10 protein-coding genes are annotated in these 12,298 nt (G+C 67.3%); 4 read left to right on the forward strand and 6 right to left on the reverse strand.

All coding sequences use genetic code 11. The features are described 5' to 3' along the window. Positions 1–17: 17 nt before the first annotated feature. From ACNR9W_RS14025 to ACNR9W_RS14035, 3 genes are all read right to left on the reverse strand, one after another. Positions 18–2,042, reverse strand: coding sequence for a catalase (locus tag ACNR9W_RS14025; RefSeq protein ID WP_419270156.1), 2,025 nt, complete (start codon positions 2,040–2,042; stop codon positions 18–20). 436 nt (positions 2,043–2,478) lie between these two features. Further along, positions 2,479–3,627 (reverse strand): MFS transporter, encoded by a 1,149-nt coding sequence (locus tag ACNR9W_RS14030; RefSeq protein ID WP_458478508.1) that lies wholly within the window; start codon positions 3,625–3,627, stop codon positions 2,479–2,481. 65 nt (positions 3,628–3,692) lie between these two features. After that, complete coding sequence (locus tag ACNR9W_RS14035) at positions 3,693–4,244, reverse strand: LabA-like NYN domain-containing protein (RefSeq protein ID WP_419270154.1); 552 nt, start codon at positions 4,242–4,244, stop codon at positions 3,693–3,695. A gap of 109 nt (positions 4,245–4,353) precedes the next feature. On the opposite strand from ACNR9W_RS14035, the gene folK reads away from it, so the two are divergent. The 4 genes from folK (at position 4,354) to ACNR9W_RS14055 (ending at position 8,255) form a co-directional block, all read left to right on the forward strand. Next, positions 4,354–4,953: a 2-amino-4-hydroxy-6-hydroxymethyldihydropteridine diphosphokinase gene (folK, locus tag ACNR9W_RS14040; RefSeq protein ID WP_419270152.1), complete on the forward strand. Its 600-nt coding sequence runs from the start codon at positions 4,354–4,356 to the stop codon at positions 4,951–4,953. Positions 4,954–5,024: 71 nt separating this feature from the next. Then, on the forward strand, positions 5,025–5,381 hold the full coding sequence (gene rpoZ / locus ACNR9W_RS14045; RefSeq protein ID WP_111299747.1) for a DNA-directed RNA polymerase subunit omega: 357 nt from the start codon (positions 5,025–5,027) through the stop codon (positions 5,379–5,381). Positions 5,382–5,426: 45 nt separating this feature from the next. Further along, positions 5,427–7,541: a RelA/SpoT family protein gene (locus ACNR9W_RS14050; RefSeq protein ID WP_419270150.1), complete on the forward strand. Its 2,115-nt coding sequence runs from the start codon at positions 5,427–5,429 to the stop codon at positions 7,539–7,541. A 39-nt stretch (positions 7,542–7,580) separates the two neighbouring features. Next, positions 7,581–8,255, forward strand: coding sequence for a DUF2062 domain-containing protein (locus tag ACNR9W_RS14055; RefSeq protein ID WP_419270148.1), 675 nt, complete (start codon positions 7,581–7,583; stop codon positions 8,253–8,255). 18 nt (positions 8,256–8,273) lie between these two features. Here ACNR9W_RS14055 and ACNR9W_RS14060 read toward each other — a convergent pair whose 3' ends face one another. The 3 genes from ACNR9W_RS14060 to mrdA are packed head-to-tail and all read right to left on the reverse strand — an operon-like array spanning position 8,274 to position 12,282. Then, on the reverse strand, positions 8,274–9,206 hold the full coding sequence (locus ACNR9W_RS14060; protein WP_458478509.1) for an NAD(P)-dependent oxidoreductase: 933 nt from the start codon (positions 9,204–9,206) through the stop codon (positions 8,274–8,276). Next, a complete protein-coding gene (rodA, locus tag ACNR9W_RS14065) occupies positions 9,187–10,326 on the reverse strand; it encodes a rod shape-determining protein RodA (RefSeq protein WP_419270145.1) in 1,140 nt (379 codons plus the stop codon). Before rodA ends, ACNR9W_RS14060 begins: the two co-directional genes overlap by 20 nt. Before the next feature lie 9 nt (positions 10,327–10,335). Beyond that, positions 10,336–12,282, reverse strand: coding sequence for a penicillin-binding protein 2 (gene mrdA / locus ACNR9W_RS14070; protein ID WP_419270143.1), 1,947 nt, complete (start codon positions 12,280–12,282; stop codon positions 10,336–10,338). Between the last annotated feature and the right edge of the window lie 16 nt (positions 12,283–12,298).

Genomic DNA, 12,298 nt, shown 5'->3' on the forward strand with positions numbered 1-12,298 from the left:
AGCCCCCGGCACCGTTTTCACCAGAGTTTGGCCTCGCGGTCGTAATACCGCCGGCACGCCGCCTTGACAAAGGCATCGGGCGCCAGCCCCGGCACGCCCTCGTCCTTCTCGACTCCCGCCGCCATCAGCAGGGCGGTGGCGTTCTCATCCGCGCCGATCGCCTTCATATGCGCGAAAGCGTCCGAGACGAAATCGATGGCCGGCTTGTACTTGGACAGCTTGGCCGCGTCCTCGGCCGAGATCACCAGCGCCACCGCGTCGAACAGGACCGAGGGCGATCCCGCCAGCTGCGCCTCGGCCTTGCCGCGCTCCTTCGCGATCAGGGCGACGGTGCCGCCTTCGGCCTCGATCGCCGCCGTCAACGCCTCGACCTTGGACCGGTCCCCGCCATCGCCGATCAGGATGCCGACCTTGCGGCCCTTCAGCGTGTACTTCGCGCTCTTCGCGATCGACAGCGCATCCGAAGGCGCCATGTCCACCGGCTCGCGGAAGGGCGTGGCGGCATCGGGCAGGTCCTCGGCCAAGCCTTCGGCGACCATCTCGGCCAAGTCTTCGTCGACCACCCGCAGATGCCCCAGCACGCGCTGGATCACGTGGCCCAGGCCCACCTTGGACAGCTCGAAGGTGAGGGCATCAGCAATATGGCGCTGCTCGACCTCGGTCTGGCTGCGATAGAACATCCGCGCCTGGCTGTAGTGGTCGCCGAACAGCTCGGGCCGGACGCGCAGCTTCTGGTCGGGCTGGTTGCCCAGGTCCGTCATCGACTTGACCGTGGCAAAGCCGTGATCGACCGCGCGGGGGCCCGCATCCTCGCCCGCTTCGTCCAGGCTATTGGGTTCATAATTGGCGCGCCCCTTGGGCACGGCCATCTGCATCATGCCGTCGCGCTGAAAGTTGTGCATCGGGCATTTCGGCGCGTTGATCGGCAGCTGGTGGAAGTTTGCCGTGCCAAGCCGCGACTTCTGCGTGTCCAGATAGCTGAACAGCCGCCCCTGCAGCAGCGGGTCGTCGGTGAAATCGATGCCGGGTACGATATTGGCCGGGCAGAAGGCCACCTGCTCGGTCTCGGCAAAGAAGTTGTCGGGGTTGCGGTCCAGCACCATACGGCCGACGATGCGGACGGGGATGTCCTCCTCGGGGATCAGCTTGGTCGCGTCCAGCACGTCATAGGGTTGCCGGGCGGCCCATTCCGCGTCGAATGTCTGGATGCCCAGGTCCCATTCGGGATGATCGCCCGCCTCGATCGCCTCCCACAGGTCCTGGCGGTGGTAATCTTGGTTGGCGCCCGCCGTCTTGACGGCCTCGTTCCAGACCTGGCTCTGCAGGCCAAGGCGCGGCTTCCAGTGGAACTTGACGAAGGTGGATCGGCCCTCCGCGTTCACCAGCCGGAAGGTGTGAATGCCAAAGCCCTCGATCATGCGCAGGCTGCGCGGGATGCCGCGGTCGGACATCGCCCACATGATCATGTGCATCGATTCGGGCATCAGCGACACGAAATCCCAGAAGGTGTCATGGGCGCTGGCGGCCTGGGGATAGCCGCGGTCGGCCTCCATCTTCACGGCATGGATCAGGTCGGGAAACTTGATCGCGTCCTGGATGAAGAAGACCGGGATGTCGTTGCCGACCAAGTCCCAGTTGCCTTCCTCGGTATAGAACTTGACCGCAAAGCCGCGCACGTCGCGGGGCGTGTCGACGCTGCCGGCGCCGCCGGCCACGGTGGAAAAGCGGGCAAAGACCGGCACCCGGCCCGCCTTCGACAACAGCCCGGCCCGGGTCAGTTCGGGGATGGGGTCGGTGCATTCGAAATAGCCATGTGCCCCGGATCCACGCGCATGGACGATCCGCTCCGGGATGCGCTCGTGGTCGAAATGAAAGATCTTCTCGCGCAGGACGAAATCCTCCAGCAGCGTCGGCCCGCGCGCCCCTGCCTTGAGGCTGTTCTGGTTGTCCGAGACGGGAATTCCCTGGTTCGTGGTCAGGGTCTCTCCGCCGCGCTGGTGCAGTTCGCCGCCTTCGCCCTGCGTCTGGCTGATCCGGGACATGCTGTCCTCCTGTTTCCGGTGTCCCAGACAACCAGCGGAAGAAGAACCAGTTCCGCCTTTTGTCCCGGCAACGGCCCGAGATGCTTGCCCCGGGCTTCAGAGCCTGCGATATGCATCCCGGGGTGCCGCGGACGTGGCGAAATCGGTAGACGCAGCAGACTTTAAAATTGGAGTGCCCGGCGGGAAACCGCAGGTGCAGAACCGCTCAAATTCGGGGAAAGCTGGGGGCCTTCGGGCCCGTGCCAATCCCGAGCCAAGCCCCTGCGTGGGAAGGTGTAGAGACTAGACGGGCGGCGCCTAAAGCCCTTAGGGGCCATGGCGAAGGGATAGTCCAGACCACGAACGCCCGGCCGGGCGGCGGCGAAAGTCGAAGTGGTACGAAAATCTGTTTTCCGGATGGAAGTGCGGGTTCAAGTCCCGCCGTCCGCACCACCCCTCAGCGCCGCCCGCCCGCCAGACGCGCGGCCTGCGGCAGGCGCCGCAGCCGCAGCATCGCCCATGCCCCCAGGATCGGGCCCGGCACCAGGGCCAGGAACGCCCACCGCCAGCCGCCCAGCAGCGCCGCCACATGCGGCAGCATCCAGATCGCCAGCACGGTCAGCGCAAAGCCCAAGGCCAGCTGCAGGGTCAGGGCGGTGCCGACCAGGCGCGGGTCCGACAGTTCGGACACGGCGGCCGAGAACTGGGCGCTGTCGCCGATGATGCTGATGCCCCAGATGACGGCGATCAGGGCCAGGACCCAGGCTGGTCCGCCCCAGGCCAGGCCGATCAGCACCGCGCAGGCGCCCGAGACCGCCATCATGCCCGCCGTGGTCCAGCAGCGCCCGATCCGATCCGACAGCCAGCCGCCAAGTGCGCAACCCAGAACCCCAGACGCGATGACGACAAAGGTGAGGACCGACGCATCGCCGAAGGGCAGCGCCCCCGCCTGCCCCGCCGCCAGCGCGAAGGCCAGAAACCAGGCCCACATGGCGTAAAGCTCCCACATGTGGCCGAAATAGCCGAGGCTGGCCAGGCGCAGCGGCCGGTCGCGCAGCACCGCCCAGGTCTGGCGCGGATCGAAGGTGGCGCGGGCAAAGCCGTGCGGACCCTCCCGCACCGCCAGCCCGAAGATCAGGGCCGAGGTCAGCGCCCCGGCGCTGGCCCCCGCCACCACCAACTGCCAATCCAGCCCGCCGCCAAGCGCGCGCAGCAGATGCGGCGCCGCGGATCCCAGCGTCAGCGCGCCGACCAGCAGGCCCATGGCCAGGCCGCGCCCGGTCACGAACCAGGTGGCCATGAGCTTCAGCGCCGGGGGATAGACCCCGGCCAGCGCCACGCCCGTCGCCAGCCGCGCCAGCAGCAGGCCCGGGAAGCCCGGCTGCAGCAGCACCGCCGCATTGGCCAGCGCCGCCAGCGCCGCAGCCCAGGTGATCAGCCGCGTCATGGGCAGGATGTCCGGCAGGTTGACCGCCGAGGCCGCCAGCGCCCCCAGCACAAAGCCGACCTGCACCGCATTGGTCAGCCAGGCCGACTGGCCTTGGGTCAGGCCCCAGACCCGGACCAGGTCCGGGCCGATGGCCGTGGTCGAGAACCAGCAGGCCATGGCGCCGACGACGCCGGCGCAGATCAGCGCCAGCGCCCGCCAGCGGCCGGGGGCCGGCGCGGTCCTCAGGTCTCGACCGGCTGCGGCTCGCGCGGGGGGCGGCCGATGATGTCGCGCAGCGCGTCGAGCTCGATGAAGTTGTCGGCCTGGCGGCGCAGGTCGTCGGCGATCATCGGCGGCTGGCTGCGGATGGTCGAGACGACCGAGACCCGGACGCCCTGGCGCTGCAGCGCCTCGACCAGCGGACGGAAATCGCCGTCGCCCGAGAACAGCACCGCGTGGTCCAGCCGGGGGGCCAGCTCCATCGCGTCCACGGTCAGCTCGATGTCCATGTTGCCCTTGATCTTCCGGCGCCCGATGGCATCGGTATATTCCCGGGCGGGCTTGGTGACCACGCAAAAGCCGTTGTAATGCAGCCAGTCGACCAGCGGCCGGATCGGGGAATATTCCTCGCCCTCCAGCAGCGCGGTGTAGTAATAGGCGCGCATCAGCTTGCCGCGCCGGTCGAATTCCTGGCGAAGCAGCTTGTAGTCGATGTCGAACCCAAGGGATTTGGCAGCCGCGTACAAGTTGGCTCCGTCAATGAATAGGGCCAATCGATCGTCTTTATAAAACATTGTGGTTGCCTTTGATGGGACTTGCTCTCTCCAGGCGCGTATCGGAACAGGGTGAGGGGCCTGTTCGAGACGAGTCCGTATACTTTAGCTGTAGGACAAAGAGGAAAGCGTGGTTAACCTGTCTTTTGGTATCGTTGCCCTGGGCGCCAACCTTCCGCTGTCGCAGCGGGATCTGTGGACGACGCTTCGCGAGACGTTGGGCATACTGCATGCCGAACCGGGCGTTTCAATCACGGCCACCAGCCGCTTTTGGCAGACTCCCGCCGTCCCGGCCGGATCTGGGCCGGATTACGCCAATGCCGTGGCCTTGATCAGCACCGATCTGGACGCGCCGGACCTGCTGGCGCGCCTGCACCGGATCGAGGCCGATCACGGGCGCGACCGCAGCACCGGGCGCTGGTCGTCGCGGGTTCTGGACCTGGACCTGATCGCCTTGGACCAGCTGATCCTGCCCGATGCCGTGACGCTGCGTCACTGGACCGACCTGCCCTTCGACCAGCAGCAAAGCCGGACGCCGGAGCAGCTGATCCTGCCCCATCCGCGGATGCAGGACCGCGGCTTCGTGCTGGCCCCGCTGGCGGAGGTCGCGCCGGACTGGCGCCATCCGCTGACCGGGCGCAGCGTTGCGGCGATGCTGGCGGATCTTGGCCCGGATGCCTTGGCCGGAATGACGCCGCTGGACCTGGGCGATCTGCCGGGTTTTCCTTGACAAGCGGCCCGATGCTGACCACTAGTCCGTTTTCGCCCCGAATGTCCGATTCGCAAATGCACAGGTGATTCATGGCCCGCGTAACGGTTGAAGACTGCGTCGACAAGGTTCCCAACCGCTTTGATCTGGTGATGCTTGCCTCGCATCGCGCCCGCGAAATCACCGCCGGCAGTGCGCCGACGGTCGATCGCGACAATGACAAGAACCCGGTCGTCGCCCTGCGCGAGATCGCGGAGGAAACCCAGCCTGTCGATGATCTGCGCGAGCGGATGATCGAATCCACCCAGACCCAGATCGAGGTCGACGAGCCCGAGGAAGACGCCATGGCGCTGCTTCTGGGCGCCGAGGTGGACCGCCCCAAGCCCGCCGACGAGGAATCCGAGGAGCGCATGCTGCGCATGATGCTGGAAGCCAACCAGCGCGGCTGATACCACGGACGAACAAGCCTGCAAGCAGAGGTCTTCGGCAGCATCATGATTGACGTCGAAGACCTCCTGGCGCTGGTGCGCAACTACAACCCGCGCAGCAATGCCACCCTGATCCGCGATGCCTATGAATACGGGATGCGGATGCACGAGGGCCAGTTCCGCCATTCGGGCGAGCCCTACTTCACCCATCCCATCGCCGTGGCCGCCATCCTGACCGAGATGCGGCTGGACGACGCCACGATCGTCACCGCCCTGCTGCATGACACGATCGAGGACACGCGGTCGACCAAGGACGAGGTCGCCGCGATGTTCAGTCCCGAGATCGCGGAGCTGGTCGATGGCGTGACCAAGCTGACCAACCTGGAACTGTCCAGCGCCCAGTCCAAGCAGGCCGAGAACTTTCGCAAGCTGTTCATGGCCATGTCCCGCGACATGCGGGTGATCCTGGTCAAGCTGGCCGACCGACTGCACAACATGCGCACGATCCGGTCCATGCGCCCCGAAAAGCAGGTCAAGAAGGCCCGCGAGACCATGGACATCTATGCGCCGCTGGCCGGCCGCATGGGCATGCAGTGGATGCGCGAGGAGCTGGAGGACCTGGCCTTCAAGGTCATCAATCCCGAGGCGCGCAATTCGATCATCCGGCGCTTTGTCAGCCTGCAGCGCGACAGCGGCGACATCATCGGCCAGATCACCGCCGACATCCGCACCGAGCTGGAAAAGGAGGGGATCGAGGCGACCGTCTTCGGGCGCGCCAAGAAGCCCTTTAGCGTCTGGCGCAAGATGCAGGAAAAGCAGCTGGCCTTTTCGCGGCTGTCCGACATCTATGGCTTCCGCATCATCACCGCGACCGAGATGGACTGCTATCGCGCGCTTGGCATCATCCATCACCGCTGGCGCGCCGTGCCGGGCCGGTTCAAGGATTACATCAGCCAGCCGAAGTCGAACGGCTACCGCTCGATCCACACCACGGTGTCGGGGCGCGACGGCAAGCGGGTCGAGGTGCAGATCCGCACCCGCCAGATGCACGAGGTCGCCGAGGCCGGCGTGGCCGCGCACTGGGCCTATCGCGACGGCGTGCGGACCAAGAACCCCTTCGCCGTCGATCCGGCCGAATGGATTGCCCAGCTGACCGACCGTTTCGACACCGAGGACCACAACGAGTTCCTGGAACACGTAAAGCTGGAGATGTACCAGGACCAGGTTTTCTGCTTCAGCCCCAAGGGCGACGTGCTGCAGCTGCCGCGCGGGGCATCGCCCGTCGATTTCGCCTATGCCATCCACACGCGGCTGGGAAATTCCTGCGTCGGCGCCAAGATCGACGGCATCCGCGTGCCGCTGTGGACACGGCTGAAGAACGGCCAGTCGGTCGAGATCATCGCCGCCTCGGGCCAGCGCCCGCAGGCGACCTGGCTGGACATCGTGGTGACGGGCCGCGCCAAGGCCGCGATCCGGCGGTCCCTGCGCGAGGAGGACCGCGACCGCTTCATCCGCCTTGGGCGCGAACTGGTGCGCGTCAGCTTCGAGCATGTCGGCCGCAAGGCGACCGACAAGGCGCTGCGCACGGCGGCCAGGCAGATGGGCCTGCCCTCGGCCGAGGAGCTGCTGGCCCGCATCGGCAGCGCCGAGAATTCCGCCAAGGAGGTCCTGGGCGTCCTCTACCCCGAACTGGTCGACCACCAGGACGAGATCGACGGCAAGCGTCCCTTTGCGGGCCTGGAGGCCGACGCCCACTTCAAGCGGGCGCCCTGCTGCAATCCCCTGCCGGGGGAGCGCATCGTGGGGATCACCTATCGCGGCGCGGGCGTGGTCATCCATGCCATCGACTGCCCGGTTCTGGCCGAGTTCGAGGACAGTCCCGACCGTTGGGTCGACCTGCAATGGCGCGACGGGCGGCATCCCGCGGCCTATTCCACCGTGTTGAATTTGACGATCCGCCACGATGCCGGCGTGCTGGGACGCATCTGCACCTTGATCGGGGCGCAGGGGGCGAATATCTCGAATCTCGAGTTCATCGAGCGCAAGCCCGACTTCTACCGGATCGAGGTCGAGGTCGAGCTGCGCGACCATGAACATCTGCACAACCTGCTGACCGCCCTGGAAGCGGAAAGCGACGTGGCGCAGGTCGCCCGCATCCGGGACCCGGCGCTAAAACCCTAAGGCCCGCCCGCGCGGCCGCCACAGATCAGGTGCATCCCCGTGTTCAAACGCCGCAAGCCCCGCAGCTATGGGCAGATTGCCAGCGAGATGATCTATCCGCGCGGCGGCTGGCGGCGCGCCAGCACCTATGTGATGCACCGCCTGCGCCGCCTGCCTGACCAGCCGCATCGCATCGGCCGGGGCGTGGCGGCGGGGGTCTTCGTGTCCTTCACGCCGCTCTTCGGGTTCCACTTCCTGTCGGGGGCGGCGGTGGCCTGGATCATCCGCGGCAACGTCCTGGCCGCGCTGCTGGCGACCTTCGTGGGCAACCCGGTCACCCTGCCCTTCATCGCGCTGGTCTCGACCGGCCTCGGACGCGAGATCCTAGGCCTGCGCGGAGAATTGTCGCCGCATTTCATCTTTCGCGAATTTTCCCGCGCCACGGGCGAATTGTGGCACAACATCCAGTCCGTCTTCGGCCCCGAGGTCGCCCATTGGGACCACCTGGCCGATTTCTTCTTCCAGATCTTCTGGCCCTACATGGTGGGCGGCTCGATCCTGGGGCTGCTTGTCTCGGTGGCGACCCATTACCTGACGGTTCCGATCTTCCGGGCCTATCAGCGCCGCCGCGAAAAGAAGATGGCGGACCGGATCGCGCGCGCCTCGGGCCGCGCCCGGCAACTGGCCGACGCACGAAAGGCGGCCGAGGACGATGCGGGACACCGGCCACTCTGAGCGGACCGGCGGGCTGCGTCAGTAACCCTTGGCGCGATCCACCAGGTGCAGCAGCGGACGCCCGGCCATTGCGCGCCGCAGGTTCTCGGCCACGACCGGTGCGGCGGTCGCGGGACGGGTTGCGGCGGCGATATGCGGGGTGACGGTGACGGCCGGATGATGCCAGAAGGCATGCTCCGCCGGCAGCGGCTCGGTCCGGAAGACATCCAGAACCGCATGGGCAGGGCGGCCGCGATCCAGCGCCTGCAACAGCGCCTGGTCGTCAATCAGCGTCCCGCGCCCCGGATTGATGATCCACGTCCCCTGGGGCAGCAGCGCAAGCCGGCGCGCGTCCAGCAGGTTGCCGGTTTGCGGCGTGTCCGGCAGCAGGCAGATCAGGATCTGCGCCCGGCCCAGAACCTGGTCCAGCTGGTCGATGGGCCGGACATCGACCCCCGGCACCGCGCGCCCCGAGGCGCTGACGCCGGTGACCGGAAAGCCGATCCCGCCCAGCATCCCCGCCGCCGCCCGGCCCAGTTCCCCCATCCCCAGGACCGCGACCGGACGGTCCGAGGCCAGCGGCGGCACCTGATCGTTGCGCCAGACGCCGTCCTGGGCATGCCGGTCCATGGCCAGATGCGCACGCAGGGCCCAGCCCGTGCAATATTCGGCCATGCCTTGGCGCAGGCCCGGATCGACCATCCGCGCCAGGGGCTGGGTCAGCGTCCGGTTCGTCACGATCCGCTCCACCCCGGCCCAAAGGCTCTGGACCAGCCGCGCCTTGGCATAGGGGGCAAAGTCGTCGATGTCGCCGCCGGGCGCATAGATGATGGCGTCGAAGCTGTCGGGCGGCCCCTCCTGCTCCAGACGCATCTCGGGCAGCGCCGCGCGCAGCGCGGGGGCCCATTCGCCCCACGCGGCGGGGGATGCGGAAAACCGGACCTTCATCGCCTCACCTCGGCCTGTGGACATGGGCTGCCTGCACCAGGCCGAAGCCCAGCATCAGGATCATCAGCGAGGTCCCCCCGTAGCTGACCAGCGGCAGCGGCGAGCCCTTGGCCGGCAGCAGCCCCATCACGGTGGCCATGTTGATCGCGAAATACAGAAAGAACGTGCCGCTGATGCCGATGGTGATCAGGCTGGCAAAGCGGTCGCGGTTGGTCAGCGCCGAATGCAGGCAGAAGCCCACGATCAGCATGTAGAGCATCAGCAGGGAAAAGGCGCCGATGAAGCCAAATTCCTCGGACAGGACCGTAAAGATGAAGTCGGTGTGCTTTTCCGGCAGAAAGTTCAGTCGCGACTGCGACCCCTGCATGAAGCCGCGCCCCGACCACCCCCCCGATCCAAGCGCGATCTGGCTCTGGATGATGTTGTAGCCCGCCCCCAGGGGATCGGCCGAAGGGTCCAGGAAGGTGTCGATCCGGCGGAACTGATAGTCCTTGAGCAGCTGCCAGTCGGTGCCGCGGCTTTTCATCACCGCCGCGATCAGCCCGACGCCCATGCCGATCACCACGCCGAAATACCACAGCGACACCCCGGCCGCGAACATCACGATGCCGCCCCCGGCGATCAGCATGATCGAGGTTCCCAGGTCGGGCTGGATCAGCACAAGGGCCGTCGGCGCCACGATCAGGACGACCGGGATCAGCACCCAGATCGGCCGGGACACCCGGTTCAGGGGCAGCCAGTCGTAATAGGCGGCCAGCAGCAGGACCAGCGCGATCTTCATCAGCTCGGACGGCTGCACCCGCACGGGGCCAAAGTCGATCCAGCGCTGCGCGCCCATGCCGATCGTCCCGAACAGGTCCACGGCGATCAGCATCAGGAAGCAGACCACATAGGCCGCCCCCGAGATGCCGCGCCAGAACCACATCGGCACGAAGGCCAGGCCCAGCATGATGACCATGCCGATGGCAAAGCGGTACATCTGCGGCTCGGCCCAGGTGTCCATCCGGCCGCCGGCGACCGAGTAGAGCATCAGGAAGCCGATGCAGCAGACCGCCGCCACCAGGATCACCAGCGGCCAGTTGATGTGCAGGATCTTACGAAAGCCGGTGGGAACTTGGGCGACCTGATAGTCGAGATAGGACATCGGGCGACCTCAGGCGCGGCTGCGACCGGGGCGCGCGGCCTCGGGGGTGAAAAGCTGCATCGCCTCGTGGCGCGCCTCCAAGGCGGCGCGCTGTTCGGGGGGGACGGCATCCGGCGGCGGCAGGCCGTTGTTCAGCGCGAACAGCAGGATGTCGCGCGCCACCGGGGCCGCCACGGCCGAGCCGCCGCCCCCGTGTTCCACCACGACCGACACCGCATAGCGGGGCGCGTCAAAGGGCGCATAGCACACGAACAGCGCATGGTCGCGCCGTTCCCAGGGCAGCTGGTCGTTCGAGATCACCCCGCGGGCCCGTTCGGCGGCGGTGATGTTGCGCACCTGGCTGGTCCCGGTCTTGCCCGCCATCCGCCAGTCGTCCCGCGTGATGCGAGAGTTGCGGGCCGTGCCGCGCCCGCCGTTCATCACCGCGTCCATGCCAAGCCGCGCCACCCGCAGGGACGCCTCCGAGATGTCCAGCGGCGGATATTCCGCCACCGTTTGCCGGACCCCGTCGATCGAGCGGATCAGCTGCGGCTTGACCTCGCGCCCCGAGGCAATGCGGGCGGTCATCACCGCCAGCTGCAGCGGCGAGGCCAGGACATAGCCCTGCCCGATCGAGGCGTTCAGGCTGTCGCCGATCTGCCAGGCCTGTCCATAGCGGCTCATCTTCCAGTCGCGGTCGGGGGCGATGCCGTCGGCCACCGCCGACATCGGCAGGTCGTGGCGCACCCCCAGCCCCAGCTTGCGCGCCATGATGGCGATGCGGTCGATGCCCACGCGCTGCGCCAGCTCGTAATAATAGACGTCGCAGCTTTCCTCGAGGCTCTTGACCGCGTCCACGGTCCCGTGCCCGCCGCGCCGCCAGCAGTGGAACCGCCGCCCGCCAAGCTCGGTATAGCCGGGGCAGAAGAACCGGCTGCCCGCATCGATCACGCCGGCCTCCAGCCCTGCCATCAGCGTCACCATCTTGAAGGTCGAACCGGGGGGATAGACGCCCTGCACGGTCTTGTCGGCCAAGGGGCGATGGTCATGATCCATCAGCGCCCGGTATTCCGGGCTGGAGATGCCGCGCACGAACTTGTTCGGATCGAAGCTGGGCGAGGAGCAGATCGAGATCAGCTCTCCGCTCTGGCAGTCCATCACCACTGCCGCCGCGCTTTCCTCGCCCATACGCTGCGCGGCATAGTTCTGCAGCGCCGTGTCCAGGCTCAGCTGGACGGTGGCGCCCTGCTCGCCCTCCTGGCGGGACAGCTGGCGCATCTCGCGGCCGGTGCTGTTCACCTCGACCCGGCGCGCGCCGGCCTTGCCGCGCAGGACCTCCTCCAGCCGGCCCTCGACCCCGATCTTGCCCAGCTGAAAGTCCGGCAGGCGCAGCACCGGGTCCGGATCCTCGATCCGCGACAGGTCGTAATCGCTGACCGGGCCGACATAGCCCATGACATGCGCAAAATCCCCCGCGCGCGGATAGGCGCGCGACAGGGCCGATTCCGGCGTCACCCCCGGCAGCGCCGGAGCGTTGACGGCAATGGCGCTGAACTGGTCCCAGGAAAGGCGGTCGGCCAGCACGATGGGCGTGATCGCGCTGCGCCTGGAAAATTCCTCCAGAAGCTCTGCGATCCGCGCCTCGCTCAGGGGGATCAGCTGCGACAGGCGGCGCAGGACGCCCTCGACATCGCCGCCCGCCTCTTCGCGGGTCAGGGTGACACGATAGTTCTGCTCGTTCCCGGCGATGATCAGGCCGTTGCGATCCAGGATCAGTCCGCGCGACGGCGGCAGCAGACGGATCTTGATCGAATTGCCATCGGCCAGCATCCGGTATTCCTCGGCATGGTCCAGCTGCATCGATCGCAGCTTCAGCGCCAGCGTGGTGACGACGGCCACCTGCACCCCGGCCAGCAGCACCACGCGGCGGGTGATCTGGCGGCTGCTGTCCAGGATCTCGCGTTGCGATTTCTTCATGCGCTGCCTCCTTGCC

Origin of the sequence: Paracoccus sp. T5 (genome assembly GCF_048538155.2) — a bacterium.
In the GTDB taxonomy this organism is placed as follows: Bacteria; Pseudomonadota; Alphaproteobacteria; order Rhodobacterales; family Rhodobacteraceae; genus Paracoccus.

Coding starts and splice junctions, on each gene's coding strand:
- ACNR9W_RS14025 (WP_419270156.1), bottom strand. CDS start 2,042: ATGTCCCGGATCAGCCAGACGCAGGGCGAAGGCGGCGAACTGCACCAG.
- ACNR9W_RS14030 (WP_458478508.1), bottom strand. CDS start 3,627: ATGGCCTGCTGGTTCTCGACCACGGCCATCGGCCCGGACCTGGTCCGG.
- ACNR9W_RS14035 (WP_419270154.1), bottom strand. CDS start 4,244: ATGTTTTATAAAGACGATCGATTGGCCCTATTCATTGACGGAGCCAAC.
- rpoZ (WP_111299747.1), top strand. CDS start 5,025: ATGGCCCGCGTAACGGTTGAAGACTGCGTCGACAAGGTTCCCAACCGC.
- ACNR9W_RS14050 (WP_419270150.1), top strand. CDS start 5,427: ATGATTGACGTCGAAGACCTCCTGGCGCTGGTGCGCAACTACAACCCG.
- ACNR9W_RS14060 (WP_458478509.1), bottom strand. CDS start 9,206: ATGTCCACAGGCCGAGGTGAGGCGATGAAGGTCCGGTTTTCCGCATCC.
- rodA (WP_419270145.1), bottom strand. CDS start 10,326: ATGTCCTATCTCGACTATCAGGTCGCCCAAGTTCCCACCGGCTTTCGT.
- mrdA (WP_419270143.1), bottom strand. CDS start 12,282: ATGAAGAAATCGCAACGCGAGATCCTGGACAGCAGCCGCCAGATCACC.